The sequence below is a fragment of the Nocardia ignorata NBRC 108230 genome (assembly GCF_001612905.1).
GTDB classification, from domain to species: Bacteria; Actinomycetota; Actinomycetes; order Mycobacteriales; family Mycobacteriaceae; genus Nocardia; species Nocardia ignorata.
Genome location: NZ_BDBI01000005.1, coordinates 376,339 through 403,032 on the forward strand (window position 1 = coordinate 376,339; position 26,694 = coordinate 403,032).

The window sequence follows — 26,694 nt, forward strand, 5'->3', positions numbered from 1 at the left end:
ACTCAAGTGGCACGGGATTACTACGGACTGCTCGGCGTCGGCAAGAATGCCACCGACCAGGAGCTCAAGCGCGCGTACCGCAAACTGGCCCGCGAACTGCACCCCGACGTGAACCCGGACGAGGCCGCGCAGGCCAAGTTCAAGGAAGTCTCCACCGCCTACGAGGTGCTGACCGACCCGGAGAAGCGCCGGATCGTCGACCTCGGCGGTGACCCGCTCGAAAACGGCGGCGGCGGTGCGGGATTCAGCGGTGCGGGGTTCGGCGGTCTCGGTGATGTGTTCGAAGCGTTCTTCGGCGGGATGAGCGGCCAGGGCGGCGGTGCGCGCAAGCCGCGCGGCCGCGTGCAGCCGGGCGCCGACTCGCTGATCCGCACCAGGCTGAGCCTGGCCGAGTGCGCGGTGGGCGTCACCAAGCACCTCACCGTCGACACCGCCATCCTCTGCGACCTCTGCCACGGCGCGGGCACCAACGGCAACTCCAAGCCGGTGCGCTGCGAAACCTGTGGCGGCGCGGGCGAAGTGCAGTCGGTGCAGCGCTCGTTCCTCGGCCAGGTACTCACTTCACGCCCCTGCCCGACCTGTCGCGGCGCGGGCGAGGTCATCCCTGATCCCTGCACCAAGTGTGGTGGCGACGGCCGCGTGCGTGCGCGCCGCGAGATCGCCGCGCCGATCCCGGCCGGTGTCGCCAACGGCATGCGGGTGCGCCTGGCCGCCCAGGGTGAGGTCGGCCCCGGCGGTGGCCATGCGGGCGACCTGTACGTCGAGGTCGTCGAGCAGCCGCACGACACGTTCGTCCGCGACGGCGACGACCTGCACTGCACCGTCCGGGTCCCGATGGTCGACGCGATCCTCGGCACCACCGTGGTCGTCGACACCATCCTCGACGGGCCGACCGAGCTCACCATCGCCCCGGGCACCCAGCCGGGCGAGGTCATTCACCTGCGCGGACACGGCATGCCCCGATTGCGTTCCGGTGCGCGCGGCGACCTGCTGGCCCACCTCGACATCGTGGTGCCGACCAAGCTCGACGGCAAGCAGACCGAACTGCTTCGCAAGTTCAAGGGCATGCGTGACAAGGATCGCGCCGAGGTGATGTCGTCGCAGTCCGAGCACAACAGCGGCCTGTTCGCCCGGCTGCGCGCGTCGTTCAGCGGCCGCTGACCGGCGATGGCCGCCACGGTCTTCTACCTCGACGACATCCCGGAGCCGGGCGCTGTCGCGGTGCTCGACGGCCCGGAGGGTCGCCATGCCGCGACGGTGCGCCGGACCCGGGTGGGTGAGCTGATCACCCTGTCCGACGGACACGGTGTGCTCGCCGACTCCGAGGTGATCGCAGCGGCCAAGGACCGCCTCGAGCTCGCGGTACGCAACCGCAGGCTGGCCGAACCGGTCATCCCGCAGGTCACCGTGGTGCAGGCTCTGCCGAAATCGGATCGTTCCGAGCTGGCCGTCGAGCTGATGACCGAGGCGGGCGCCGACCTGATCGTGCCCTGGCAGGCCACGCGCTGCGTCGCCAACTGGGAGGCCAAGGCCGCCAAGGGCATCGAGAAGTGGCGGACGGCGGCGAAATCCGCGGCCAGGCAGTCGCGTCGTGCCTACATTCCCGAGGTCGCCGGCCTGCACCGCACGCGCGACCTGCTTGAGCTGGTGCGCGCGGCGAAGGCCGACGGCGCGGTGGTCGCCGCCCTGCACGAGTCGGGCACCGGCAAGTTCACCGAGCTTCCGCTCGCGCGGAGCAAGGAAGTGATTCTCATCGTCGGACCGGAAGGCGGCCTCGACGACGCCGAGCTGACCGCGCTCGCCGACGCGGGCGCCGACATCGTGCTGCTCGGCCCCACCGTCCTGCGCACATCCACCGCCGCCGCGGTCGCGCTCGGCGCCCTCGGAGCGCTGACGAAGCGCTGGTGAGGGGGCGTGAAATCGCCCCCGAAAGGTACCCCGATCGGGTAGTGATGGGGTCCTCTACCACGTCCCGGTTTTTAACCGCTGTGCGGTGTCGGTGGGCGGCGGTAAACTGGTCTCATCGAACACCAGGTCGAGACCGGAAGCAGGCTATAGCCACTTTTGAAGAACACAGGCGAGATCGGCGATCCCACCCTCCCCGTCCCAGGCGTCGGCACCGACGGCAACGGAGCATCCCCGGCGGCGCGAACCGTGCGTTCCAGCATCGAACTCGCCCCCGAATCCGTTTTCCCCTTCCTCGGCTCGGCCGACCAGAACCTTCGTCAGCTCGAGCAGTTGCTTCCGGCCGACATCCATGTGCGCGGTAGCACGGTCACCATCACGGGCAAGGCCGCCGATGTGGCCCTGGCCGAGCGTGTCGTCGAGCAGTTGGTCGCGCTGACCGGCCGCAACCGGGTGATCACCCCCGAAGCGGTCCGGCACACCGTGTCCATGCTCACCGACGCGGGCGTGTCCGAATCGCCCGCCGAGGTGCTGAGCCTGGACATCCTGTCGCGGCGCGGCAAGACCATCCGGCCCAAGACGCTGAACCAGAAGCGTTACGTCGATGCGATCGACGTGAACACCATCGTGTTCGGCATCGGCCCGGCCGGTACCGGCAAGACGTATCTGGCGATGGCCAAGGCGGTGCAGGCCCTGCAGACCAAGCAGGTCACCCGCATCATCCTGACCAGGCCCGCGGTCGAGGCCGGTGAGCGTCTCGGCTTCCTGCCCGGCACGCTCAACGACAAGATCGACCCGTATCTGCGTCCGCTCTACGACGCCCTGCACGACATGATGGATCCGGAAGCCATCCCGAAGCTGCTGGCCTCCGGTGTCATCGAGGTCGCGCCGCTGGCGTACATGCGTGGTCGCAGCCTCAACGATTCGTTCATCATTCTCGACGAGGCGCAGAACACCACGGCCGAGCAGATGAAGATGTTCCTCACCCGTCTCGGCTTCGGCTCGAAGATGGTGGTCACCGGCGACATCTCGCAGGTCGACCTGCCCAACGGGCAGCGTTCGGGTCTGCGGGCGGCCTCGGAGATCCTCACCGATATCGACGACATCCACTTCTCGGAACTCACCAGCTCCGACGTGGTGCGGCACCGGTTGGTCTCCGACATCGTCGACGCCTACGACCGCTTCGAATCCGAGACCCGCGCGGTTCCCGCCCCGCACTACCCGGGCAACCGGGCCCAGCGCCGGGCGGCGGGCCGGGCGGATCGTCGGTAGTCACCAGCCACACGCTGCGACGATGCCCATCGATACGACGCGGCGTACTCGTTACGTCGCGTCGTAGGGCGGTGCACAGGACTCGGTCCATCGGCCCGTACCCTGAACACGTGAGCATCGAGATCGCCAACGAATCGGGTATGGACATTCCCGAAGAAGACCTGGTCAGCGTCGCGCGTTTCGTGATCGGACGGATGGACGTGCATCCGGCCGCCGAACTGTCGATGGTGCTCGTGGATCTCGACACCATGGCCGACCTGCACGTGCGCTGGATGGACCTGCCCGGCCCCACCGATGTGATGTCGTTCCCCATGGACGAACTCGAGCCGGGCGGTCGCCCCGACAGCCCCGAGCCCGGCCCGTCCATGCTCGGCGACATCGTGCTGTGCCCGGAATTCGCCATGGGCCAGGCGCAGAAGGCCGGTCACTCGCTCGACCACGAGCTGGCCCTGCTCACCGTGCACGGCGTGCTCCACCTGCTCGGCTACGACCATGCCGAGCCGGAGGAGGAGAAGGAGATGTTCGCGCTGCAGGCCCAGCTGCTCGAGGAGTGGTACCAGAGCCTGCGCGAGGAACAACTGCGCGCCGAACTGGCCGAACGTGACGCCCGCCTGCTCGGTAAGGCAGGGTTCACCGCACCGGGTGACGCACTGGGCCCCGCGTGACATCTATGGTGCAGATCCTGCTCGCCATCGGGCTGATCGGCCTGGGTGGTGTGTTCGCGGGTGTCGACTCGGCCCTCAATACCGTTTCGCGCGCACGGCTCGACGACATGGTCCGCGAGGAACGGTCCGGCGCCGCGCGCTTGCGCAAGATCGTCGACGACCGTCCCCGCTACGTGAATCTGATGGTGCTGCTGCGCATTCTGTGCGAGATCAGCGCCACCGTACTGCTGGCCGCCGCGACGCTGGAGCTGTGGAGCCCGACGACGGCGCTGCTGGTCACCGCCGCCTCGATGGTCGTCGTCTCGTATGTGGTGATCGGGGTCGGCCCGCGCACCCTCGGCCGCCAGCACGCCTATTCGATCGCGCTGGCCGCGGCCGTCCCGATGCAGATCATCGGTGCGGTGCTGAGCCCGGTGAGCAGGCTGCTCATCCTGCTCGGTAATGCCATCACTCCTGGTAAGGGGTTCCGCAACGGCCCGTTCGCGTCGGAGATCGAGCTGCGCGAGGTGGTCGACATGGCGCGCGAGCGCGGCGTGGTCGCCGACGACGAGCGCCGCATGATCCAGTCGGTCTTCGAACTCGGCGACACCGCCGCCCGCGCGGTGATGGTGCCGCGCACCGAGATGGTGTGGATCGAAAACGACAAGACCGCCGCCCAGGCGATGTCGCTCGCGGTGCGTTCCGGGCATTCGCGAATCCCGGTGATCGGCGAGAACGTCGACGACGTGCTCGGTGTGGTCTACCTGAAAGACCTTGTGCCCTACGCCGATCGCGCCCGCAAGGTGACGGTGCGCGAGGTGATGCGACCGGCCGTGTTCATCCCCGATTCCAAACCACTCGACGCGCTGCTCGACGAGATGCAGCGCCGGCGCAACCACATGGCCCTGCTGGTCGACGAATACGGCGGCATCGCCGGGCTGGTCACCATCGAGGACGTGCTCGAGGAGATCGTCGGTGAGATCGCCGACGAGTACGACACCGACGAGACCCCGCCGGTGGAGGACCTCGGCGAGGGCCGCTACCGCGTGTCGGCCCGCTTGTCGGTGGAGGACCTCGGCGAGCTGTACGGCCTCGACATCGAGGACGAGGACGTCGACACCGTCGGTGGCCTGCTCGCCCACGAACTGGGTCGCGTCCCACTGCCGGGTTCCAAGGTGACCGTGCACGGCCTGGTGCTGCGCGGCGAGGGCGGCGCCGACGCGCGCGGGCGGATGCGGGTGAACACCGTGCTGGTGCGCCGCGCGGCCGACAAAGAAAAGAAGACAGACAAGGCCCGCAACGGCAAGCCCGACGAGGCGCAGGCCGAGACCGACCCGGTGACAGTGCCCGCAGACAATGGAGAGACCGATGAGTGAACTCGACGCAGAGGACAACAAACTGCTGGTACTGGCGCGGGGCGCACTCGGCCGCACCGGCGGCGCGAGCGGCGCGGCGGTGCGTGACACCGACGGCCGCACCTACGCCGCGGGTGAGGTGACCCTCGCCGCCCTTCGCCTGACCGCGTTGCAGGCCGCGGTGGCCGCCGCGATCTCCAGTGGCGCCGAGGGTTTCGAGGCGGCCGTGGTGGTCGGTGCGAGCGGGGAGGACGCGGGTATCGCGGCGATGCACGAGGTGTCGCCCGGCGCGACGGTGATCCACACCGATCGTTCGGGTGCCGTGCTGAGCGAGGTGCGCGGTGGCTGACACCGAATTCCGTTCCGGCTTCGTCTGTTTCGTCGGCCGCCCGAACACCGGCAAGTCGACGCTGACCAATGCCATGGTCGGGTCGAAGATCGCGATCACCTCCTCGCGTCCGCAGACCACCCGGCACACCATTCGCGGCATCGTGCACCGTGAGCACGCCCAGCTCATCCTGGTCGACACCCCCGGCCTGCACCGCCCGCGCACCCTGCTCGGTCAGCGCCTCAACGATCTGGTGCGCGACACCTACTCCGAGGTCGACGTGATCGCGCTGTGCATCCCGGCCGACGAGAAGATCGGTCCCGGCGACCGCTGGATCGTCGAGCAGATCAAGCAGATGGCGCCCAAGACCACCGTGATCGGCGTGGTCACCAAGATCGACAAGGTGGGTCGTGACGAGATCGCCCACCAGCTGATGGCGCTGTCGACGCTGCTCGGGCCCGAGGCCGAGGTCGTTCCGGTCTCGGCGGTGAAGGGCGAACAGGTCGAGGTGCTCGTCGACGTGATCGCCTCGAAGATGCCCGAGGGACCGGCGTTCTACCCCGACGGCGAGATCACCGACGAGCCCGAGGAAACCCTCATGGCCGAGCTGATCCGCGAGGCCGCCCTCGAGGGTGTGCGCGACGAACTGCCCCACTCGCTGGCCGTGGTGATCGAGGAGATCGAACCCTACGAGGCCAACGAGGACATGCTCGAGGTGCATGCCCTGCTGTATGTGGAACGGCCGAGCCAGAAGGCGATCGTCATCGGCAAGAACGGTTCTCGCCTCAAGGAGGTGGGCACCAATGCCCGCAAGCAGATCGAGCACATCCTCGGCACACGGATCTACCTGAATCTGCACGTGAAGGTGGCCAAGGACTGGCAGCGCGACCCCAAACAGCTGGGGAAGCTGGGCTTTTGACCGTTTGCGTGTCGGCGGTTCGGGGTATCGTTCGGCGAACACGTCGATTGTGATCGGCGTTGTTCGCTGATCACCCGGGGAGGCTGTGCACGTGCCCGATGCCAACGATGTCGGCAAGCTGCTGGAACTGCTGCGGGCACTGGAGATCCCCGACACCCGCCCCCGGGTGTGGCGCACGCTGGTGCACGGCAGGCGCACGCTGCCTCGCCCGATCGTCGAGATGGTCGGCTTACAAGGCCACACCGCGTTGGTCAACGATCTCTACAGCTGGTTGGGGGAGTCCGGCGGCAGGCGGGCCACCCCACGCGCCAGGATCGACCTGCACGCTCCCGATCTGCCGCCCACCCGGCTGAGCCCGGATGTCAACGCGTTCAACGCCGGTCCGCACGCCGACGACCAGGAGATCCCGGACCACTGTCTGCCGATCATCCAGCAGCTGGTCGCCGGTTTCGCCACCGACGACACCGCGATGGGCGCCATCAAGTTCCCGCGTTACCGCACCGCCGACTGGCTGACCAGACAGCGCGTCACCTCCGACGAATCCGAGGCGCCCGACGAACTGCGCAGGCGCCTGCCCAAGCTGCTGCGTAGTGGTTCGTCCGCCAACCGTGCCGACGCCACCGAAGGCGCAGCGGGCGGCATGATTTCGAGCGTGGTCTTCGCTGTGCTGGCCCTGTGGCCTGTGCTGCGCCTGTGGTTGTGGGTGTCGGGACGCATCCCCGGCATGTCGAAGGTGACCCGCTGGTTCCTGCACCAGCGCTATCTCGCACCCGAATTGTCGGGCAGTTTCCTGGGTTTCGCCGCCCGGCTCACCGCCTCGCACCGGGTGGACGAGAACGAGGAACAGGTCGCCAAACTCCTCATCCACGCCTTCCTGGAAGACTTGCGCGACGCGTATCGCCGCCGCATCTGGCGGCCGTCGAGCTGGCGGCGCACCGCCTACCCGGTTGCCCTGCTCGGTGGTCTCACCGAGGGCGGTGACGGTGCGCGCATCCTCACCTGGATCAACGAGATCCGCAACGAGACCGGCCTTTTCGATCCACTGGTAGTCGTCGCCTTCCGCGACGAAGGGCCGACGCGTGAGGTGGGTGAGCTGTCGAACATCAGCGATCTGCGCACCCTGCGCACGCTGGAAAGCCTCGCCGATCAGCCGACCGCCCAGCCACCCGACCCGCTGCAGACCTGGATCAGGGAGATCGACAGCAGGCGCACACACCGCCAGGCCGACGCCTGGTTCCTGCCGCTGCGCGCGCTGATACCGCCGGATTCCACACCGCGCGTAGGTGATCCGCGTTTCCGCGGGCAGTCGCTACCGCCCGCCCCGCCGATGGCCTCGCGCAGCTGGTTCGTCGGCTTGTGCGTGCTGATCCCGATCGTGCTCGCGGTGGCCGCCGCGCTGGTGTACTTCCCACCACTGCGCGGCGCCTCGTGCTCGCACTGGCCGTGGACGGGCGGGGTGAGCGTGAGCATGGTCGACGGCGAATGCGTCGGCTACAGCGACAACGTCGCCCAGACCTTCGCCGACGATCCGGAACTGTCGGCCATGCAGCGCGAGGTGTTCCGCCTGAACGAGGCGGCCGCCGATGCGCGCGAGAGCAACCCGAACCGGCCGCTGATCTCGCTGGTGTACTTCGCGGGGCTCAGCTACGTCGACACCAATGTGCGCTACCCGCACGCACAGGTCGAGGAACTGGCCGGGCTCGCGGTGCAGCAGCGCCGTGCCCTGCTCGCCTCCGACGAGTCCGAACCGTTGCTGCGGATCATCATCGCCAACGGCGGTTCGGATATGCGCCATGCCCGGTGGGTGGTCGAGAACCGGCTGCGTCCGCTCGTCGCCGACGACCCGAGCGTGCTCGGCGTGGTCGGCATCGACCGCAGCACCGACGAGACCCGCAAGGCCATCACGCGATTGGGTGAGCTGGGCGTGCCCGCGGTGGCGACCACCCTGTCGGCCGACGGGCTGGAGCAGGCATCGCCGCTGTATTTCCAAGCGGCGCCGAGCAATTCGGTCCAGGCCAAGTTGGTCGCCGACTACATGCAGGGCGCACGCGCCGCCGACGGCACCCCGCGCTACGACAAAGTCACCATCTACCACCCCGAGGCGCCCGACGACCTGTACGTGACGACCCTGGTCGAGGACCTTCAGCAGGAGCTCACCGAACGCGGTGTGACGCACCGGAGTACGAGCTGGCGCGCACAGCAGGAGCTCTACGGTCTGCCCGCACCGTGCGAGGCGGAGTCCTTCGACCGGCGCGAACTGCTCTTCTTCGCGGGCCGCAACGACGACTTCCCGACCTTCGCCAAGGCCCTCAGTCGCGGTTGTATCAGCGGTGACGGACCGGCACTGCTCGGCAACGACGCGGTGACGAGGCTTATTACCGATCCGCGCGCGACCATCGCCCTGCCGGCCAACCTGACGGTGCGCTACGTGGCCAAGGCGGCGCCGGTGATGCTCGGCGGAGCCGACTGTGTGAAGGGCGTCGGCAAACTCGGTGACCGGCCGGTGCCGTTCGAACACGAACAGCTGTGCGCCGAGCTCGCCGGCCTCATCGAGGACCTGCGCGCCTATCCGGACATGGCCGAATACCAGCCGACGTGGGCGGGGGACAGGACCGGGCTCGCCTTCGACGTGAGCGGGTTGTTCCTGCAGGCGGTGCGCGCCAGCCGCGGTGTGCTCGGGGACCAGCCGCCGAATCGGACGGCGATCGCGGTGCAGTTGCGCGAGGCCGACTATCGCGGTGTCACCGGCACATTGGGCTTCTCCACCAAACGGGTCGCCGACGGGTCGTCGATCGCGGTGCTCGTCACCACTGCGGTGGGCGGGGGCGGACCGCAGCGCTGCCTGATGATGTTCCCCCGTCAACCCGGCCAAGACGGGTGCCCGTCCGGAACCAAGAGCGATCTCGAAAGCTGGCGCGAACCGGGCCGGTAGCCCGTTCGCACCCGGAATTGCTGGACCGCACAGCCTGATCCGTGCTGTTATAGTCGCTCGGGCATGGTCGGGAACCGTTGATTTCCGGGGCTGACCTGGTGCGAGCCGACCATTCCGGTCCTCGCGCCTGTTCTCTGCCGGAAGGGTCCCGGCAGTGTGGTGAACGTGGGAGACCGGGCGGGTGAGTATTGCCGAGGGCGCGGAGTTCGCCGGCTACCTGATCGAGCGGAAGCTGGGCTCCGGTGGCATGGGCACCGTGTACCTGGCGCGGCACCCGCGTCTGCCCCGCCACGACGCGATCAAGATCCTCGCCGACGACCACGCCGACGACGCGGAGTACCGGGCGCGGTTCCTGCGTGAAGCCGAATTCGCCGCCGGGCTACAGCATCCGAATCTGGTCGCGGTGCGCGATCGCGGCGAAACCGAGGGCAAGCTCTGGATCGCCACCCAGTACGTCGCGGGTTCCGACGCCGCCGACCTGATCCGGCGCGCTCCCGGCGGGCTCGACCCGGCGCGCGCGGTGCACATCATCGGTGAAACGGCCCGCGGCCTCGACGAGGTGCATCGTGCGGGACTGCTGCACCGCGACGTGAAACCGGCCAATATCCTCGTCGCCGAACAGTCGGGCCTGCCCGACCGGGTGCTGATCACCGACTTCGGCATCGCCCGGCATGCCGAGGACACCGCGACGCTGTCGGCCGGTGGTGGCTTCACCGCGACGCTGTCCTATGTCGCGCCCGAACGACTGGGCGGTGACCCCGTCGATCGCCGCGCCGATGTCTATGCCCTCGGCTGCTCGCTGTTCCAATTGCTCACCGGCACAGTCCCGTTCCCTCGGCAAACGCCCGCTGCGGTGATGTATGCCCACCTGCACGAACCGCCGCCGCGGCCGTCCGCGTTGCGCCCCGGGCTCCCGGCGGGCTTCGACGCGGTGATCGCGCGGGCACTGGCCAAAGACCCGGCGCAGCGGTTCGATTCGTGTGGTGCGCTGGCCGCCGCGGCCCGCGAGGCGATGAACGGGTCCGCACCCGCACCGTCGGCACCACAGGTCCAGAGACCTGCCGCACCCACCTCCGCTGCTGTCCCGAACTCGGTACATCCATCCACCCCGCCTCCGCAGTACGTTGCGGGAGCCGCTGCGGCAGCACCGGATCCACGAGCGCGCTTCATCCCCGAAGACCCGTTCACGGCGGTCCTGCTACCACGGCGCACCCCGTTCGCCCGGCTCGTCCGCCGCCGTGGTTTCTGGATCACGGCAGCGGCGGTGCTCATGGTCGGCGTCGTCACCGCCGCGATGCTCGGGACCGGTGGCGGCACCGAGTCGCCGAGCGCGCAGGCCACCACCTCGCCGCCGCCCCTGCCCCCGGCGACCGCGTGGGGCGCCTACAGCTTCATCGCCGACCTGTTTCCCGACCTGCTGCCCGTCTTTCAGCTCGGCGTCGGATACCAGGAGTTGACGGCCTGCTACATGATCAACGACAACGGCGACCATGTTCCGACCGACACACTCGCGCCTTTCGCGCGAATGCGCTGTGAAGGCAACCGCGACCCGGCGGTCTCGGTCACCATCGAATGCAAGACCGACCGCTCGCTGATGTCACCGCCGCCGAGCACGGACACGGTGGAGGGCAGCGAACAATGGCGCCGTGCGTCCGGGACCGGAAATCTGCACTGGGGCAGGAACACCGATATGGACGGGAATCTCCTCGGCAACCTGTCGATCTACTTCGATGATCCCGCCCGGTCGTTCTGCCGGATCAGGGTCCTCGGCGGCGCCAACGGCGCCGAACTGCGCCAAAGGTGGTGGGCCGATGCGCCGCTGTGATTCCCGCGCCGCCCGCGGTCTGCTCGGTGCCGTCCTGTTGACCGCCGCGGTGACCGGCTGCCGGGTATCCGGCACGGCAGAGCCGGTCCGGGTCGACCTCGCCACCTTGGATTATGGGCACTACCAGCATGTTCCGCTACAGGCCCCGCCGGGAACCGAATACTCGGGGAGGGTGATCGAGTCGCTGCGGATCGGCGAGGTCATGGTCAATCCGGCCGAAGCCGATTCCGCGCTGTCGGTCCCACCCTCCAGATGGGATGCCGTTCCGCTGCCGACTCCGGCGAAGGTGTCGGGTGTGCTGTCCGACCAGGCACGTGCCGTGCTCGCCGAGCACGGCATGCTCGCCGGTTTCGTCGTCGGCGGGACCGACACAGCCCGCACCCGGCAGCTGACCGTTCTTGCCCTTCGCATGCCGAATGCGGCTGCGGCGACCGCGGCGGCGGCCGGCCTCGACGCAGGCGATGCAGCGGTAAGCGCCGAAAACGTCGCGGTGCCGATCCCGAAATACCCTGCGGCCAAGGCGCATTGGCGACCGACCGTGGCGAGCATGGCGGCCACCATCGCACACGGCGCGTTCGTGGTCAGCGTGTACGCCGTGCACACCACCCCCGATGCCGCGGCGCTGACCACTCTGATCGGCGCAGCGTTGGATGCGCAATTGCCCGAACTCGCCCGCTTCGTGCCGACGCCGCCCGAGCGGTTCGCCGACCTGCCGATCGACGGTGAGGGCATGCTGGCCAGGATGGTTCCGGAGAAGGTGGGGCGTTGGTCGGCGCCCGCGGTGTTGCTGGTCGACGCGGACAACATCGCCGGCGGGAAGGGCATGCTGCACGCCAGGGGCGTGGTGTACGGCCCCAACGCGACCTTTCTGATGAGTTCACGCCAGCATCGGAGCGCCGCGAATGCCCTGGCGTTGATGGGCTTCGACGGACTCAAACGCTACTTCGACGCCACCGAGGCGCGCCAGGCCTACGAGCGCGGTGCCACGGATTGGGCGGCGGACCTGCGACCGCTGCCCGGTCCCGCGGGTATCGAGGACATCCGGTGCGGCGATTCCGGCGCGTCCGATAGCGAGCCGGAGGTTCGCTATGTGTGCGCACTGCTGCACAGCCGCTATATCGCCACGATCTTCGCGCCGACCGAACAGCAGATCCGGCAGAAGGCGGCCGCCCAGTACAGCCTGCTGGAACTGGCCGAATGACCGCGCAGCTGCGCCCGGGTGCGGTCTTCGCCGGGTATGTGATCGAGCGAGTGCTCGGCAGTGGTGGCATGGGCACCGTCTACGCCGCGCGTCATCCGCGACTCCCGCGCTGGGATGCGCTCAAAGTGCTCGGTGACGCGCACAGCGCCTCCGCCGAATTCCGAGCCAGGTTCATCAGGGAGGCCGAACTGGCAGCTCGGATCGACCACCCGAATGTGGTTGCGGTCCACGATCGCGGGATGGACCAGGGTGCGCTGTGGATCGCGATGCAGTACGTGGCGGGCACCGATGCCGCCTCCGTGCTGCGTCATGGTCTGCCCGATGCGCGGTTGGCGCTGCACATCGTCACCGAAGCCGCCGCCGGACTGGACGCGGCCCACCGCGCCGGACTGTTGCACCGCGACGTCAAGCCCGCCAACTTGATGCTGGAGTCGCGCGCGGGGGAGCCGGACCGGGTGCTGGTCGCCGATTTCGGCATCGCCAAATCCGGCACCGACGGCACCGCGCTGACCGAGTCCGGCGTTTTCCTGGCCACCCTCGCCTACGCCGCGCCGGAACTGATCCGGCTCGATGCCGTCGATCATCGCGCCGACCAGTACTCGTTGGGCTGCACGCTTTTCGAGCTGCTCACCGGCCGCAAGCCGTTCCCCCGCGATACGCCCGCCGCCGTCATCAACGCCCACCTGACCGTGCCGCCACCCCGGCCAACCGAGCTGAATCCGCGCCTTCCACCCGCCATCGACGCGGTGATCGCCCGCGCGCTGGCCAAGAACCCCGACGACCGTTACGCCAGCTGCGGCACCTTGGCCGCGGCCGCGTCTGCGGCATTCGGCACGCCGGTGCCTCCGGAGGCTCACCTCGGGCAGCCCCAGGCGTTGCTGCCGCGGAACTCACCGATCGGACAACTCGGCGCGTCACCGGGGGGCGGTGTGTCGAGTGGTGCGCCGGGAGTTTCGAGCGGCGTGCCGGCAATGCCGAGCGGAGCGCCGGGTACGCAGGGCACTCCGCACGGCGCACGCAGCGTGCAAGGCCGTGTGCCCGAGGCTCCGAGAGGGATGGGCACACAGGCTATTTCGCACGGTGCGCAGCAGGCGTGGGTTTCCGGCGGCGGCCCGACCGTCGACCGACCGCGCAGGCGACGTTCGCTGGTTGCCGGAGCAGCCGCCGTGGTCACCGTCGCCGCGCTCGCCGTGGGGATCGTCGCGCTGAACCGGGATGACGCGAAGACCCCCGAGATCGCTGCGACATCGGCGGTCCCGACGACGGCCGCCGAATCACCGTGGAAGGCCCACGAATACATTGTGCGGGCGTTTCCTGAGCTCCTCCCGAAGTCTCCGTTCGCCAGTGGCTATCAGGGCACCCGGTGCGCCGCGATCGACAAGAACTACGACCCCGTACCGCTGGACCAACTCGGTGACATGGGCACCCTCAGCTGCAACGGCGATCGCGCTCCGGTCGAGCGGATGACGGTGGCCTGCAAGGGCAATCGCGCACCGGGCACCGCCGGTAAGTTCGACGATGCCTTCGCGACCAGGGAAGAGTTGTGGGAGCGGCCGTCGGGCCGGGGGCGGATCGTCATCCAGGACATTCCCGGCCGCGTTCCCGGTACCGTCGCCGGTGCGCTGAGCATCCAATTCGACGACACCGCCCGCAACTTCTGCCTGATCGTCGTCCTCGGCGGGACGGACGGCACCGACCTCTACAACCGCTGGTGGGTGAACGCCCCGCTCTGACTCACCACCACGCTGTCGGCCGCTGACGCTCCCAGTGCAGCACCGATTCGAGCTGCGCCGCAACAGAGATGAGCAGCGGCTCGGTGTTCGCCGTGCCCATCAGTTGCGCGCCGATCGGTAGTCCGGTCTCGGTGAAGCCCGCGGGTACGTTCACACTCGGCCAGCCGAGGACGTTCCACGGCCACGTATACGGGCAGGCGCCGGTGATGAGGGCATTGGTCGAGCTCGTACCGATGCCGTCGATGTCCTCGGCGCGCGGCGCGGGGGTAGCGGTGGTGGGCGCGAGCACCAAGTCGTAGTCGTCGAAGAATCCGCCGATTCGTCTGTGCAGCAACGGTTCCAGGCGGCGGGCGGCGAACAGGGCAGGGCCGTCGAGTAGTCGTCCGAGGCGTGCGTTGGCGGTGGTGCGCGGGTCGACGACGGCGCCGGGCATCGTGCGGTGCACCCGGCTGATCCCGGCCAGTGAACGCGGCAGGAACGACGCTCCGACCAGCAGACCGTAGTGCAGATCGGCCACGGTCACCGTGTGCCCGAGCCCGCGCAGGGTGCCCGCCATCGCGTGCACGGCGGCCGCGATCTCGGGATCGAGTGCGGTCTTGGTCGCGGTGAACGGAATGTTCAGCGACACAGCGATTCTCAGCTTGCCAGGGTCGCGGCCGACGGCGGCGCGCGCGTCGATCGGGGCGGGGGTGTGCAGGTCGCCGTCGTGCGCACCGGCGGCCACGTCGAGCAGCAGGGCCGCGTCGGCCACTGTGCGGGCCAGCGGTCCGTTGACGGTGAGCCCGTGGAACGCCTCCGGCAGCGGCCAGGTGGAGATTCGGCCCCGCTGCGGTTTGATGCCGACCAGGTTGGTCCACGCCGCCGGGATTCGCACCGAACCCGCGCCGTCGGAACCCAGTGCGGCAGGGACCATTCCGGCTGCGACTGCCGCCGCCGAACCGCCCGAGGAACCACCCGGCGTACGGGTGCGGTCCCATGGATTGCGGGTGTGGCCGAAGGCCGCGCCGCTGGTGAACGGCAGTTGGCCGAGTTCGCAGGTGTTGGTTTTGCCGACGATCACCGCGCCCGCCGCGCGTAATCGGCGCACCGATTCGGCGTCCTCGGTGGCGGGCGGGAACTCACCGCCGCAGCCGAAGGCGGTGGGTTCGCCGGCCAGATCGGTGTCGTCCTTGACCGCGACGGGCACCCCGAGCAGCGGCAATCGGACACCGGCGGCCAGCCGCGCGTCGGCCTCGGCGGCCTCGCGCAGGGCGGCCGCCCGGCGTATCACCCGGAAGGCGTTGAGCGTCGGCTGCGACGCCTCGATGCGGTCGAGTGCGTCGGTGACGGCGGCGACCGAACTGGTCGTGCCGCCGGTCAGGGCCGAGGCGAGTTCGGCGAGGCCGAGGTCGGCCGGTGGCGGCGCGATGCGGTCGGGCGCGGACATCTGAACTCCCTCTCTGCAGGTAGTCGCCTCGACGCTATCCCTCAACTGGTCACTCGTCCACATACCCTAGGTGGATATCTCGCCTAGACATACATACGGTATGTATGTAACAGTGATTGGGCCAAGCTTTCGATCAGGGGAGGACCCCATGGGAATCAGCTCAGCACTCGGCCCGGCGCACGACCTCACGCTGTCGTCGGGTCGCATCCGCTATCACGACACCGGAACAGGATCACCGGTCGTCTTCGTCCACGGCCTGCTCGTCAACGCCGATCTGTGGCGCGGTGTCGTTCCCGGCCTCGTCGCGGCCGGACACCGCTGCCTCACACCCGACTGGCCGCTCGGCTCGCATTCGATTCCGATGCCCGACGCCGACCTCACACCCGTCGGCCTGGCCGACCTGATCGCGGAGTTCCTCGACGCGCTCGACCTCACCGACGTCACGATCGTCGCCAACGACACCGGCGGCGCCCTCACCCAGATCCTGATGACCCGCCACCCGGAGCGGATCGGCCGCGTCATCCTCGCCGCCGTCGACTGCTACGAGGTCTTCCCGCCGCAGCCCTTCACGACCCTGGTCCGTCTGACGAAGATCCCGGGTGCCATCGCCGCGTTGCTCGCCCCGTTGCGCTGGCGGCCCGCGCAGCGACTACCGCTCGCCTTCGGCTGGGTGACCAAACACGCACTGCCCCGACCGATCGCGGAGTCCTACCTCGGTCCCGCCCGGCGTGATGCCGGGGTCAGGGCGGACCTGCGCCGCTTCGCCGCGGGCGTGGACGCACGGCACACCCTGGCCGCCGCCGAACGTTTCGCCGAAGTCGACCTGCCGGTCCTCGTCGTCTGGTCCACCGAGGACAAGCTGTTCCCGATGTCGCTGGCCCGTCGGCTGGTCGCCGACCTGCCGCGGGCGAGCCTGCGTACCGTCGGCGATTCCTACACCTTCCTGCCCGAAGACCAGCCGGAGTTGCTCGCCGAACTGATCGTGGAGTTCACTCGGCTGCATGCAGCGCCGTAGTCAGGAGGACCGCTCCCGCACCACCCGCGCCGCGCTCGAGCAGGCAGGCCGTGACCTGTTCGCCGAGCGCGGCTTCGCCGGTACCTCCGCCGAGCAACTGGTGGCCGCCGCCGGCGTCACCCGCGGTGCCCTGCACCACCACTACGGCGACAAGCGGGGGCTGTTTCTCGCGGTGCTCGAACAGATCGAGACCGAGGCCACGGCCGAGATCGCGCGCGCGATCGACGCGGTCGACCCCGGCGACGTCGTCGCGGGCATGACGGCCGGTCTGGCCTGTTTCCTCGATATCTGCGGCCGCCCGGAGATGGTGCGCATCGTCCTGATGGATGCCCCGACGGTCCTGGGCTGGCCCGACTTTCGCGAGTTCGAATCCCGGCACGGGCTCGGCCTGATCACCGCCGAACTCCAGCGCGCCGTCGACTCCGGCATCGTCCCCGCTGTCCCGGTCCCGGTGCTCGCGCAGCTGCTGCTCAGCGCGATCACCGAAGCCTCGCTCATCGTCGCGCACGCCGAGGACCCCGACCGCGCCCGCGCCGAAACCCAGCAGTCGCTGCTGCTGCTCATCACCGGTCTGCTCAGGCCGAGCTGACCGCGGGGAGGGAGTCCGCCGTGTCCGTGGACGCGGTGTCGGGGCGACGTGGAAGACTGGGCGCGTGCGGTTGTATCGGGACGAGGCGGTGGTGGTCCGTCAGCACAAGCTGGGCGAGGCCGATCGCATCGTCACGCTGCTGACCAGGCAACACGGGCTGGTGCGCGCCGTCGCCAAGGGTGTGCGGCGGACCAAGTCGAAGTTCGGTGCCCGGCTCGAGCCGTTCGCCTACATCGACGTGCAGTTGCACCCGGGCCGCACCCTCGACATCGTCACCCAGGTCACCACCGTCGAAGCGTTCGCCGCCGACATCATCGACGACTACGGCCGCTACACCACCGCCTGCGCGATCCTCGAGACCGCCGAGCGTCTCGCCGGCGAGGAACGCGCCCCCGCCCCGAAACTGCACGCGCTCACCGCGAGCGCTTTGCGTGCCATCGCCGCGAAACAGCGCCCCCACGAGCTCATCCTCGACGCATACCTGTTGCGCGCCATGGGGTTCGCCGGTTGGGCACCCGCGCTCGACGAATGCGCCCGCTGCGCGACGCCCGGCCCGCACCGCGCCTTCCACGTCGCCGCCGGTGGCGCGGTGTGCGTGCACTGCCGCCCACCCGGCGCGAGCACGCCCGCCGCGGGCGTGCTCGACCTGCTCGTCGCACTGCTCAAGGGGGAGTGGGCCTACATCGCGGAGGTTCCCGACAATGTGCGCCGCCAGGCCAGCGGTCTGGTCGCCGCCCATCTGCAGTGGCATCTGGAACGCCAGCTGCGCACCCTGCCGCTGATCGAGCGCAGTCGCGTCGAACCCGGCGCCGCGACGGCCGGTCGCGCGGGCTGAGAGTCGGAGCGCGTGCGGGGCTCGGTGCGGGATCGGGCATCGACGGGGGAGCCCGTGTTGTCGTGTGGTCCGGCCGCGATGTCGGAGCCCGTGCGGAGTGCGGCGGGGGATCAGGCAGGATGGAGGCCGTGATCCTCCGTCGTGACCCCGCCGCTGGGAGCAGCTCGACCCGCACCGTCCGTCCGCCGTCGCAGCACCCCTCCGGTGCCCGCCCTCCCGCGATTCCGCCGGAGCTGGTGCCCAACCACGTCGCGCTGGTGATGGACGGCAACGGACGCTGGGCTCAAGAGCGTGGTCTGCCGCGCACCGCGGGCCACGAACGTGGCGAGGCCGTGCTCATGGACGCGGTCGAGGGCTCCATCGAGATCGGTGTGAAGTGGCTGTCGGCCTACGCCTTCTCCACCGAGAACTGGCGCCGCAGCCCCGACGAGGTCCGCTTCCTCATGGGCTTCAACCGCGACGTGATCCGCCGCCGCCGCGACGAGATGCACGAGATGGGTGTGCGGGTCCGCTGGGCCGGGCGCCGACCGCGCCTGTGGCGCAGCGTCATCAAGGAACTCGAGGTGGCCGAGGAGCTCACCAAGGACAACGACGTGATGACGCTGACCATGTGCGTCAACTACGGCGGGCGCGCCGAAATCGCCGACGCCGCACGCGAAATCGCGCGCCGGGTGGCGGCGGGGGAGATCGACCCCGAGAAGGTCGACGAGTCGACCGTCGCCCGCTACCTCGACGAGCCGGACATGCCCGATGTGGACCTGTTCCTTCGTCCCTCGGGTGAGTTCCGCAGCTCCAACTTCCTCATCTGGCAGGCCGCTTACGCCGAATTCGTTTACCAGGACACGCTTTTCCCCGACTTCGACCGGCGTAACCTGTGGGCCGCGTGCCTGGAATACGCCAAGCGCGACCGCCGTTTCGGTGGAACCAAATGAGCGACGGAGCCGACATGGACGCCACGGTCACCCCCGAACTGGACCTGCAGGCGCGCACCGGCGCCTGCCTGCAGATGCAGGACATCGACGTGCGCGTGGACGCCGATGGTTCGCTCGGTTTCGAGTACGACGGCGCGCTGTCGTCGATCCGCGCCGTCACCCTGGCGCCGGGCCTCACGGTCCTGTCGATGACGTGCGTGCTGGCCTGGGACCGACCGCTGAAACCGCAACTACACAAGCGCGTCGCCGAACGCAACGCCGAGATCCAGTTCGGTTCGGTCACCCTGATCTCGCGCGGCAAACTGGCCGACATCATCCTGCGCTACACGTTCCCGGCTGAGGGCCTCGACGATCAGGCCCTCACCACCATGCTCCTGCTCACGCTGTCCGGCGCGAGCAAGGCCAGGCAGGGCTTGCTCGCGCCGTAGCCGCTAGCTGCTCGGCTTCCAGGTGATCTTGCCGCCCTGGAAGTCCTGGGCCTTGCCGCCCTGGTAGTCGTATTCGTCGCTGGTCGGGTAGCCGTAGCGGCCGTTCTCGGCGCCCGCGCGGATCCAGTCGGCCTGAATGCTGCCCCACACCGCGTGCGCGCCGGTGGTCGAGGACCAGTAGATGGCGCCGGTGGGGAACATGGTGAACTGGCCGTCGGCCTTGCCCGCCTTGGCAACATCGGTGAGCGGGAAGCCGAGCGGGCTCGACTCCCAGCCCAGGGCCGCCCACTTGTCCTTGATCGGGCCGCTGATCTGGTGCGCGCCGGTGCCGACGGACCAGTAGATCGAGCCGCGCTGGAAGTGGTTGAACCGGCCGTTGCCCGCCGGGGTGGACAGTTCGCGGGTGACGGGGTAGCCGAGCGTCCCCGACTCGTTGCCGAGGGCCGCGTACTTGTCGCGGATCTGCCCCGCGACGGTGTTGGCGTTGGTGTCGGGGTGCCAGTAGATCGCCGCGTTGTTGGCGAAGGTCTGGTACTTGCCGCCCGCCGCCGCGTCGGCCTCCGGGCCGGTGGGGTCGCCGAGCGCGGCGCCGCCCACCTGGTCGTATTCGGTTTCGATCGCACCGCCCACCTCGAATGCGCCGATCATCCTCGCCTGGGCCGTCCCGGCGGCGGCAGCGGCTGCCACGGTGACGGCGGCCAGGACGGTCAGGCCGCGTGTGCGAAGCGTTCGTCGGTGTAGTGCCACAGGAAACTCCCTGGTCGGATCGATATCGGCGATGTCCGGCGCACGGGACCCCCTCCGGTGCCGCCACCGAACCTACCCCGAACGTGCCGGTCTCAACAGTGAGGTTCGCGACAACAGCTACGGCCGCGGCCCGGGAAGCATCACGTCGACGCCGCGCGCGAAATCCTCCGGCGTCACGTCGTCGAGCAGCAGATGCTGGAGGATGAAACCCGGTAGGAGGCCGATCAGTGTCTTGGCGAGGGCGTCGACATCGGTGTCGGCCGGGACCCAGCCGAGCTCACGCATCCTGGTCGCGTACTCGACCCACAATTCCCGCATCCCCGCGATCGACTCGCGCACCGGGATCGCGGCCGCATCGGGCTGGACCATCGCCAGCGCCCACACCTGCGGTGCGAGCCGCAGCGGTCCGTCCGGGCCGCTGCGCGCGACGATCTCGCCGGTGAGCATGCGAACCACCTCGGCCGGGGTCGGCGGTTCCTCTGCCCTGATCTTGTTGGCCAGCAGCTCGCGCAAGGGCCCGAGGGTGCGTGCGACGAGCGCCCAGATGATCTGGTCCTTGCTGGCGAAATACCGGTAGACAGCGCCCGCCGACATGCCCGATTCGGTGAAAACGTCCTGCATGGATGTCTCGTGGAAGCCCTTGCGGGCGAAGCACAGTTGCGCGGCGTCGAGGATCTGCTGCCTGCGGCGTTCCAGGTGTTCTTCGCTGACTCTGGGCATGCCTAAAAGTAAAACGAATACTCGTTCTTGACAAGCGAGCGTGGGCGGTGTCATCGTTGAGTCAGCAAAAAGAACGAACATTCGCTTTTAGGGAGAAATGCCATGACGATCACCCGCCGAGCAGTCGGTATCGGGCTCGCGGCCACCCTGCTGCAGGCTCTGATGCTGATCGCGTTCGCCTGGCCCGCGGTCAACCTCGCCCCTCGCGACCTCCCGATCGCCGTCGCCGGCCCACAGGCCGCACAGGTCGGCCAGCAGTTGCAGCAGCGCAGCCCCGACGCGTTCGAGATCACCAACCTCGCCGACGCGGACGCCGCCCGCGCCGCCCTCGCCGACCGTGAGGTCTACGGCGCGATCGTCACCGGTGGCGGCGCACCCCAGGTGCTCGTGGCCTCCGCCGCGTCACCGGCTGTCGCCCAGCAGCTCACCGCGCTCGCCCAGCAGTTCGGCGGCGCCACTTCCGTCCCGGTCGAAGACGTGATCGCCTCGGACCCCGACGACCCACGCGGCGCGGGCTTCGGCGCGATGGTGCTCCCGCTGGTCATGTCCGGCATCGCCGCGGGCGTCCTGCTCACCCTGGCGGTCTCCACGCTCGGCGCCCGCCTGGCAGGCCTGGCCACCTTCGGCATCGTCGGCGGCCTCCTCAGCGCCCTGATCTTCCACACCTGGCTCTCGATCGTCCCCGGCTCCTACCTGGCCCTCGCCGCCATCGCCGCCCTGGCCTCCTTCGCGGTAGCCGCGACCATCGTCGGCCTGGCCGCCACCATCGGCCGTGCGGGCATCGGCCTCGGCGCCCTCCTCATGCTCCTCATCGGCAACCCCTTCTCCGCCGCCACCTCCGCCCCCGAACTCCTCCCGCAGCCCTGGGGCACCCTCGGCCAACTCTTCCCACCCGGCGCCGCCGCCACCCTGATGCGCTCGACCGCCTACTTCGACGGTGCGGGAGCCACCTTCCCCCTCACCATCCTCCTCACCTGGGCCATCGCCGGAATCGCCCTCCTCGGCCTGGGCGCCCTCCGCACCCGCCAGCCCCACCCCACCGAAGCCCGCCAACCCGTCCCCGCCTGACCATTCACCAAAGATGCTCCGCGCGAAGACCTTTCGCGTGGAGCATCTTTGGTGTAGGTGTGTGGAGTGCCCTGGCGATCAGCAGTAAATCGGCTGAAGGAAATTGTCGGTGAATCATGCACGTCTCCGTGAAGCTTTTCGCAGCGTTGCACCAATTCGCCGGTGGCGATCCATCCCCGTGTGACCGTACGGCGGAGCCGGTCCGGCTAAGAGAGTTCGTATGAGGTGCTTCGGCCGCTCGACGGGGAGCGATGCAGGATCCCGTAGTCGATGAGTTCGTTGATGTCGCGCAGGGCGGAGGCTTGGGAAGTCTTGGTGATGATCGCCCATTTACGGGAGGTGAGTTTCCCGTCGAAACCGTCGAGTATGCGGTTGAGCATGGCGATCTGACGGACGTTCAGCGGGGTGCTGTGCCATGTGCGCCAGAAGGTGGCCTTCGCGAGCGCGGCGTCGATTGTTTTGTCCGCCTGAATGATCGACTGGTGGAGGGCATCGAGAAACCACGAGAGCCAGCCGGTCACGTCGAGGCTTCCGCGCTGGGTCTTTTCGAGGACGGAGTAGTAGTTCTTGCGGTCGCGCTGGATCTGGGCCGAGAGACTGTAGAAGCGGCGGGGGCTGGATTCGGACCTGGCGAGGGCGAGGTCGCCTATGGCACGGGCGATTCGGCCGTTTCCATCATCGAACGGGTGGATGGTCACGAACCACAGGTGCGCGAGTCCGGCTTTCAGGATCGCGGGTTCGGCTGTGTCCGCGTCGAGCCATTCCAGGAATCGGCGCATATCGGTATCGATGCGCGTGGCCGGTGGCGCTTCGAAGTGGACGCGCTGTTTGCCGTACGGTCCAGAGATCACCTCCATCGGGCCGGTTTCGTCGGTACGCCAGTCGCCGACGCGGATCCGTGAAATACCCGAATATCCGGTGGGGAAGAGCCCCGCGTGCCAGCCGAACAGTCGCTCGGCGGTCACGGGTTGTTCGTAGTGGCGAGTGGCATCGAGGATCATGTCGACGACACCGTCGACCTTCCGGTCCGACAGGGTGGCGGCACCGATGTCCACACCGAGTCTGCGTGCGATGGACGACCGAACCGACACCGCATCGAGTAACTCGCCCTCGATGGCGCTCGACTTCACGACGTCGGCGGTGAGGGCCTCGAGTCCAGCACGTTCCTGTGTCAGGCCGTCGGTCTCCGCGAGGCGACCGTGCAGGCGACCTTGAGCGAGCGCGACGGCCGCTGTCGGCTTGGCCAGCAGTGCAGCGTCGTACGTGAGGCGGGGCCAATCCGCCGCCTCCCAGATGTACGTACTGCCTGCCATGCGGCGATTCTACGCCTATTCGCTGCAAAATATGAAGCGAATAGAGAGTGTAATCGCTGCACGACGAGTCGACCTCCGGCCCTCCACAACCGGGTATGTTTCTCGCGGAGCGCGAGGTGGCGACGCCGGGGCGCCAGTAGTACACGTTTCGGCTCGCCTGGCATACAGGCGACTTCTCTTCATGGAGGCCTCATGGACGGCTCGGCGGACTTTCTCGGCACCCAGGGCAACTATTCGTTGATCAGGTCGGCCGGCCGTCGGTTTCCGGGGTTGCTGATCCAAGGGGACACTTTGAGCATATTGGTCTCAGACCTTCGAGAGGTCGGGGAACTTCTGGAGACGGCAGATATCGAGGAGGCCCGGTCTGCGGCAAGCGAACTGCTCACCGAGTTCGCGGCGATGCAGGCCTCCTACGAAGTGATGATGAAGGAGGCCGGCATCAAGCTTCCTTACGCGAAGAACCCGTAGGCGCTGTTCGGAAACCGCTCGTACCCGAGTATCTCGGAAGGAAGTCCGCAGGCCGGGAGCCAGAAGGGACCTGGCAGAGACCAGAAGCGGTTTGGTGCCAGGTGGTCGCATCGACGAAGCGCCGTGATTTCGGGTGGTGGCTGGAAAGAGCGAGCTGTAGTGGTGAGGTTGTCGCTTCGCAGACCGCGTTCTGATTGGTTCATCGTGACTTGATTGCCAGTTGAAGATGTTCTGGGTGAACGACTTTCGGGAATTGAGGGTGTCCCGCTCGAGTGTGAGAGGATGCGGGCATGTTCGAAGCATTGGGTAGTTTGATTGCGTTCGCGCTGGTTTTCGGGGGGATCATTCTTGTGATCGTGAAGGTGTCGTCGGGGTCTCGACGGCCGCCTGTCCGTGGTGAGATGCCGCCGTATTACCCGGGGCAGGTTCCGCCGATGGGGCAGCAGTTTCCGCAGCAGGGGGCGTACCCGCAGCAGGGGATGTATCAGCCTCAGCCCGGGTATCAGCAGTACCCGGGGAATCCGAATGCTGTGCGGCAGGGTTACCCGCAGCAGCCCGGATATCCGCCGCAGGGGATGCCGCCTCAGCGGTAGAGAATTCAGGGGTTGGGGCCGAATTCCTGGTGGTAGCGCTGGGCTCGGGTGAGCATGCGGTGGATGCCGGCGATCATTCGTGAGGTGGGGAGGGGTTCGGCGATGATGGGGTCGCCGGTTTTGACGTAGTAGCGGCCGTCGGGGTAGTCCATCCACCAGAAGCTGCGGGCGGGGGTGGGGCGGGAGTCGAGGGCGGGGCCCGCGAGGGCGGAGATCTCGCCGACGGCGTGGCGGGGGCGGTTGAAGATCCGGTTGAGTTGTTCCAGGGAACTCAGGCGTCCCGCGCGGTATTCGAAGTGTTCCTCTTCCTCGGCGAGACGTTCGCGACGCACCTCGACGGGCGGTTTGGTGCCGGGCTTGGTACGGGGAAGGGCCGCGACGGTCAGGGCAGCGACCTGATCCGCGGTGCAACAGGTGAGAACGACATCGCTGCCGGTGTCCTCGGCGGTCCCCGGCGCCTGGGCGAGGGTGGCACCGGCCCGGCCGCGGATGGCGCCGTGGAATCGGATGACGTTCGAGACGTCCTGGCCGACATAGCCTTTGGACTCGACCCTGGCATCGGGTACGAGCAGCACGTCGATGGCCTGTTCGATCGCCGGATCGTATTTGGCGAGCAGCTTCTCCACGGCTGCTTCACGGTGGCGTTTCAGTTCGTCGAAATCGGCGATGTCGGTGCGGTACTGGAGTGGGTAGGGGAGGCGGTCGCGGCCGTAACCGGACCAGAGGATCTCGAATTCGATGCCGGTGAACTCAACTCGGTGCACTGTCGTGGTCTCCGCCGATCACTGGGGGCACGGTTTTGATTCCGTCGGTTCCGATCAGCAGGTCGCCGTTGTCCTGGTTGATCAGGTAATCGGGAATGCCTTTGGTCCGCTCCTCGTCCGAGCCGCCGCCCCTGGCGCCGGGCGCGCCCATGGCACCCATCCCGGGTGCGCCGCGACCGCCTCCGCCCGCCGCGCCCGCCCGTGAACCGGTGGCAGCGGCTGCGGCAGGGGAGTGGTTGCCGGGGCTCGACTTGCCCGGTGATGCGGGACCGCCTGCTGCCGAGCCGCCGCCACGGCCGGCGCTGCTGCCGCCACCTCGGGCACCGTTGCTCCCGCCGCCGGGCACGGTCGCTCCGGGAGCGGTCACGCCGGGCCCGGTCGCCGTCGGCGATCCGGTGGACGGGGCCGAAGTGGACGGCGTGCTGGATTGCGGTGTCGCCGTGGAACTCTGCGCGGTGGTCGAGCTCTGGTCGGTGGCTTGCGGTGTGGTGGCCGCAGGATCGGAATTCGGGTTCTCGGTAGTCACCGGGTCGTCGCCTGCGCCGGTGTCCTCAGGGCTGTCGCCTGCCGAATCTCCGGGAGTATCAACGGTATTCGAACCACCACCGCCAGCACCGGGACCACCGGGCCCACCGCCGTCGCCTGCGATGACCGGTGCGGTCGGCAGGAATGGCACCCCGACATCGGCCTGCCCCGCCACCTGGCTGTAGACGGTGCGCAGAATCCTGCGCGCCTCCTGCGTGGCTTCCTCGCGATTGTGATCGTCGACTTTCATCACCCCCTCGGCAGGCAACGTCTTACCGGTGACATTCTCGCGCTCGGTGAGCCCCGGCATCAATGCCTGCGTCTGCTCGATGCCGGTGCGCATCTCGGTGAGCTTCCAGCTGATCGCGGTCGCCGCCTGCGACAGCGGGATCGACCGTTCCGAGTAGTTGTTCACCGCCGCGACCGCCGCCGACGCCGCCGCACCGGTCCACCCGCCGCGCCCGTTGGCGCCGGTGACGGTGCGGGAGAACTCCTGATTGAACTTCAGGAAGGTACCCATCAGATTCATGCCGATATTCGCCCAGGCCGTCACGGCCTCGTCGACCAGGCGGGGCTTCATCGCGGCGACCGCGGCCTGCATCTGTTCAAGCGACATGCTGTCGTAATTGTCGGGGGTGGTGATGTGCGGCGGCTGCAGGTCACCATCGAAAATGGTGGCGTAGTTGCCGTCGGCATAGCTGGCGTAGATCTTCGACCGTTCGATGTTCCACTGTTCCTGCGCGGCGATCACCCTGCTCTTGTAGTCCTCGTAGGTCACAGGTGTTCTCCCGTCGCGGAGATCTGGTCGCCGGCCGCCTGGTCCTGGGCGACGAAATTCGCGATCGCCTTGGCGACAACCTCTTTCGCGGTCTGGACGACTTCGATGTGTTGTCTGAGCACAGTGTCCAGTGCTCGGTCGCCGCCGGATGCGGTCAGCGAGAATTTCTTCGCCAGTACCTCGCTGGAGTCGAAGGTGCCGAAGCCTGAGACCCTCCTGACGCTTTCGATCGTTTCGTAGATTTCCTCGAGGCGATCGAGATGGTAATCACATGCGCGATCTAGGCCTTTGCCGACTTCCGGATCGAGCGACAGCTCGCCAGCTTCTGCCGAACTGCGGAGCTGACTCCATTGATTCGGGTCTATACCGAGAACCATGC

At 68.3% G+C, this 26,694-nt stretch carries 26 protein-coding genes; 19 read left to right on the plus strand and 7 right to left on the minus strand.

Features of this window, described 5'->3' with window-relative positions:
• The first annotated feature begins 6 nt into the window (after window positions 1-6).
• From dnaJ to NI2_RS05570, 11 genes are all read left to right on the plus strand, one after another.
• Window positions 7-1,161, plus strand: a complete 1,155-nt coding sequence (dnaJ, locus tag NI2_RS05520) for a molecular chaperone DnaJ (protein WP_067486699.1) — start codon at window positions 7-9, stop codon at window positions 1,159-1,161.
• 6 nt (window positions 1,162-1,167) lie between these two features.
• Window positions 1,168-1,908, plus strand: a complete 741-nt coding sequence (locus NI2_RS05525) for a 16S rRNA (uracil(1498)-N(3))-methyltransferase (RefSeq protein ID WP_067486702.1) — start codon at window positions 1,168-1,170, stop codon at window positions 1,906-1,908.
• Window positions 1,909-2,082: 174 nt separating this feature from the next.
• A complete protein-coding gene (locus NI2_RS05530; protein ID WP_067487115.1) occupies window positions 2,083-3,177 on the plus strand; it encodes a PhoH family protein in 1,095 nt (364 codons plus the stop codon).
• Window positions 3,178-3,287: 110 nt separating this feature from the next.
• Window positions 3,288-3,842 (plus strand): rRNA maturation RNase YbeY, encoded by a 555-nt coding sequence (ybeY, locus tag NI2_RS05535; protein ID WP_067486705.1) that lies wholly within the window; start codon window positions 3,288-3,290, stop codon window positions 3,840-3,842.
• A 5-nt stretch (window positions 3,843-3,847) separates the two neighbouring features.
• Window positions 3,848-5,197 (plus strand): hemolysin family protein, encoded by a 1,350-nt coding sequence (locus NI2_RS05540; RefSeq protein WP_067486708.1) that lies wholly within the window; start codon window positions 3,848-3,850, stop codon window positions 5,195-5,197.
• Window positions 5,190-5,525, plus strand: coding sequence for a cytidine deaminase-like protein (locus tag NI2_RS05545; protein ID WP_067486711.1), 336 nt, complete (start codon window positions 5,190-5,192; stop codon window positions 5,523-5,525). The genes NI2_RS05540 and NI2_RS05545 overlap by 8 nt, the downstream gene beginning before the upstream one ends.
• Window positions 5,518-6,423 (plus strand): GTPase Era, encoded by a 906-nt coding sequence (gene era, locus NI2_RS05550; protein WP_067486714.1) that lies wholly within the window; start codon window positions 5,518-5,520, stop codon window positions 6,421-6,423. Before NI2_RS05545 ends, era begins: the two co-directional genes overlap by 8 nt.
• A 91-nt stretch (window positions 6,424-6,514) precedes the next feature.
• Entirely contained in the window at window positions 6,515-9,355 is a 2,841-nt protein-coding gene (locus NI2_RS05555) for an ABC transporter substrate-binding protein (RefSeq protein ID WP_067487118.1), read from the plus strand.
• A gap of 181 nt (window positions 9,356-9,536) precedes the next feature.
• Window positions 9,537-11,180 carry a serine/threonine-protein kinase gene (locus tag NI2_RS05560; RefSeq protein WP_067486717.1) on the plus strand — a complete coding sequence of 548 codons (1,644 nt, stop codon included), beginning with the start codon at window positions 9,537-9,539 and terminating at the stop codon, window positions 11,178-11,180.
• The gene (locus tag NI2_RS05565) at window positions 11,167-12,381 is read left to right on the plus strand and encodes a DUF7373 family lipoprotein (RefSeq protein ID WP_067486720.1); all 1,215 of its coding nucleotides are present in this window, start codon (window positions 11,167-11,169) and stop codon (window positions 12,379-12,381) included. Before NI2_RS05560 ends, NI2_RS05565 begins: the two co-directional genes overlap by 14 nt.
• Complete coding sequence (locus NI2_RS05570) at window positions 12,378-14,114, plus strand: serine/threonine-protein kinase (RefSeq protein WP_067486723.1); 1,737 nt, start codon at window positions 12,378-12,380, stop codon at window positions 14,112-14,114. Before NI2_RS05565 ends, NI2_RS05570 begins: the two co-directional genes overlap by 4 nt.
• Window position 14,115: 1 nt before the next feature.
• Here the strand turns inward: NI2_RS05570 and NI2_RS05575 are convergent, their stop codons facing one another.
• Entirely contained in the window at window positions 14,116-15,540 is a 1,425-nt protein-coding gene (locus NI2_RS05575) for an amidase (RefSeq protein WP_067486726.1), read from the minus strand.
• 148 nt (window positions 15,541-15,688) lie between these two features.
• Here NI2_RS05575 and NI2_RS05580 point away from each other — a divergent pair, with 148 nt between their 5' ends.
• From NI2_RS05580 to NI2_RS05600, 5 genes are all read left to right on the plus strand, one after another.
• On the plus strand, window positions 15,689-16,555 hold the full coding sequence (locus NI2_RS05580) for an alpha/beta fold hydrolase (protein ID WP_067486729.1): 867 nt from the start codon (window positions 15,689-15,691) through the stop codon (window positions 16,553-16,555).
• Complete coding sequence (locus tag NI2_RS05585) at window positions 16,542-17,144, plus strand: TetR/AcrR family transcriptional regulator (protein ID WP_067486732.1); 603 nt, start codon at window positions 16,542-16,544, stop codon at window positions 17,142-17,144. The genes NI2_RS05580 and NI2_RS05585 overlap by 14 nt, the downstream gene beginning before the upstream one ends.
• Window positions 17,145-17,208: 64 nt before the next feature.
• On the plus strand, window positions 17,209-17,979 hold the full coding sequence (recO, locus tag NI2_RS05590; RefSeq protein ID WP_067486735.1) for a DNA repair protein RecO: 771 nt from the start codon (window positions 17,209-17,211) through the stop codon (window positions 17,977-17,979).
• Between the two features lie 119 nt (window positions 17,980-18,098).
• Window positions 18,099-18,911 carry an isoprenyl transferase gene (locus NI2_RS05595; protein ID WP_067486738.1) on the plus strand — a complete coding sequence of 271 codons (813 nt, stop codon included), beginning with the start codon at window positions 18,099-18,101 and terminating at the stop codon, window positions 18,909-18,911.
• A gap of 74 nt (window positions 18,912-18,985) precedes the next feature.
• Window positions 18,986-19,339 (plus strand): hypothetical protein, encoded by a 354-nt coding sequence (locus NI2_RS05600; protein WP_243749936.1) that lies wholly within the window; start codon window positions 18,986-18,988, stop codon window positions 19,337-19,339.
• A 3-nt stretch (window positions 19,340-19,342) separates the two neighbouring features.
• On the opposite strand, the gene NI2_RS05605 is transcribed toward NI2_RS05600, so the two are convergent.
• Both NI2_RS05605 and NI2_RS05610 read right to left on the minus strand, forming a co-directional pair.
• Window positions 19,343-20,086, minus strand: coding sequence for an LGFP repeat-containing protein (locus NI2_RS05605; RefSeq protein WP_067486744.1), 744 nt, complete (start codon window positions 20,084-20,086; stop codon window positions 19,343-19,345).
• A gap of 117 nt (window positions 20,087-20,203) precedes the next feature.
• Complete coding sequence (locus NI2_RS05610; protein WP_067486747.1) at window positions 20,204-20,806, minus strand: TetR/AcrR family transcriptional regulator; 603 nt, start codon at window positions 20,804-20,806, stop codon at window positions 20,204-20,206.
• Between the two features lie 102 nt (window positions 20,807-20,908).
• On the opposite strand from NI2_RS05610, the gene NI2_RS05615 reads away from it, so the two are divergent.
• A complete protein-coding gene (locus tag NI2_RS05615; protein ID WP_067486750.1) occupies window positions 20,909-21,874 on the plus strand; it encodes a hypothetical protein in 966 nt (321 codons plus the stop codon).
• 206 nt (window positions 21,875-22,080) lie between these two features.
• Here the strand turns inward: NI2_RS05615 and NI2_RS05620 are convergent, their stop codons facing one another.
• Window positions 22,081-23,187, minus strand: coding sequence for a Fic family protein (locus NI2_RS05620; protein WP_067486752.1), 1,107 nt, complete (start codon window positions 23,185-23,187; stop codon window positions 22,081-22,083).
• A 192-nt stretch (window positions 23,188-23,379) separates the two neighbouring features.
• On the opposite strand from NI2_RS05620, the gene NI2_RS05625 reads away from it, so the two are divergent.
• Window positions 23,380-23,655, plus strand: coding sequence for a DUF6959 family protein (locus tag NI2_RS05625; RefSeq protein ID WP_067486755.1), 276 nt, complete (start codon window positions 23,380-23,382; stop codon window positions 23,653-23,655).
• Between the two features lie 290 nt (window positions 23,656-23,945).
• The gene (locus NI2_RS05630) at window positions 23,946-24,248 is read left to right on the plus strand and encodes a hypothetical protein (RefSeq protein ID WP_067486758.1); all 303 of its coding nucleotides are present in this window, start codon (window positions 23,946-23,948) and stop codon (window positions 24,246-24,248) included.
• A gap of 5 nt (window positions 24,249-24,253) precedes the next feature.
• On the opposite strand, the gene NI2_RS05635 is transcribed toward NI2_RS05630, so the two are convergent.
• The 3 genes from NI2_RS05635 to NI2_RS05645 are packed head-to-tail and all read right to left on the minus strand — an operon-like array spanning window position 24,254 to window position 26,692.
• Complete coding sequence (locus tag NI2_RS05635; RefSeq protein ID WP_067486762.1) at window positions 24,254-25,012, minus strand: ESX secretion-associated protein EspG; 759 nt, start codon at window positions 25,010-25,012, stop codon at window positions 24,254-24,256.
• Window positions 24,999-26,315, minus strand: coding sequence for a hypothetical protein (locus tag NI2_RS05640; protein ID WP_067486765.1), 1,317 nt, complete (start codon window positions 26,313-26,315; stop codon window positions 24,999-25,001). Before NI2_RS05640 ends, NI2_RS05635 begins: the two co-directional genes overlap by 14 nt.
• Window positions 26,312-26,692: a hypothetical protein gene (locus NI2_RS05645; RefSeq protein ID WP_067486768.1), complete on the minus strand. Its 381-nt coding sequence runs from the start codon at window positions 26,690-26,692 to the stop codon at window positions 26,312-26,314. The genes NI2_RS05640 and NI2_RS05645 overlap by 4 nt, the downstream gene beginning before the upstream one ends.
• Window positions 26,693-26,694: the final 2 nt, after the last annotated feature.

Bases quoted from the DNA above. Each gene is read 5' to 3' on its own strand.
- NI2_RS05580 (WP_067486729.1), top strand. From the start codon at position 15,689: ATGGGAATCAGCTCAGCACTCGGCCCGGCGCACGACCTCACGCTGTCG.
- NI2_RS05540 (WP_067486708.1), top strand. From the start codon at position 3,848: ATGGTGCAGATCCTGCTCGCCATCGGGCTGATCGGCCTGGGTGGTGTG.
- NI2_RS05575 (WP_067486726.1), bottom strand. From the start codon at position 15,540: ATGTCCGCGCCCGACCGCATCGCGCCGCCACCGGCCGACCTCGGCCTC.
- NI2_RS05625 (WP_067486755.1), top strand. From the start codon at position 23,380: ATGGACGGCTCGGCGGACTTTCTCGGCACCCAGGGCAACTATTCGTTG.
- NI2_RS05630 (WP_067486758.1), top strand. From the start codon at position 23,946: ATGTTCGAAGCATTGGGTAGTTTGATTGCGTTCGCGCTGGTTTTCGGG.
- NI2_RS05585 (WP_067486732.1), top strand. From the start codon at position 16,542: ATGCAGCGCCGTAGTCAGGAGGACCGCTCCCGCACCACCCGCGCCGCG.
- NI2_RS05645 (WP_067486768.1), bottom strand. From the start codon at position 26,692: ATGGTTCTCGGTATAGACCCGAATCAATGGAGTCAGCTCCGCAGTTCG.
- NI2_RS05615 (WP_067486750.1), top strand. From the start codon at position 20,909: ATGACGATCACCCGCCGAGCAGTCGGTATCGGGCTCGCGGCCACCCTG.
- NI2_RS05565 (WP_067486720.1), top strand. From the start codon at position 11,167: ATGCGCCGCTGTGATTCCCGCGCCGCCCGCGGTCTGCTCGGTGCCGTC.
- NI2_RS05610 (WP_067486747.1), bottom strand. From the start codon at position 20,806: ATGCCCAGAGTCAGCGAAGAACACCTGGAACGCCGCAGGCAGCAGATC.
- NI2_RS05570 (WP_067486723.1), top strand. From the start codon at position 12,378: ATGACCGCGCAGCTGCGCCCGGGTGCGGTCTTCGCCGGGTATGTGATC.
- NI2_RS05600 (WP_243749936.1), top strand. From the start codon at position 18,986: ATGCAGGACATCGACGTGCGCGTGGACGCCGATGGTTCGCTCGGTTTC.
- NI2_RS05545 (WP_067486711.1), top strand. From the start codon at position 5,190: ATGAGTGAACTCGACGCAGAGGACAACAAACTGCTGGTACTGGCGCGG.
- NI2_RS05525 (WP_067486702.1), top strand. From the start codon at position 1,168: ATGGCCGCCACGGTCTTCTACCTCGACGACATCCCGGAGCCGGGCGCT.
- NI2_RS05595 (WP_067486738.1), top strand. From the start codon at position 18,099: ATGGAGGCCGTGATCCTCCGTCGTGACCCCGCCGCTGGGAGCAGCTCG.
- NI2_RS05620 (WP_067486752.1), bottom strand. From the start codon at position 23,187: ATGGCAGGCAGTACGTACATCTGGGAGGCGGCGGATTGGCCCCGCCTC.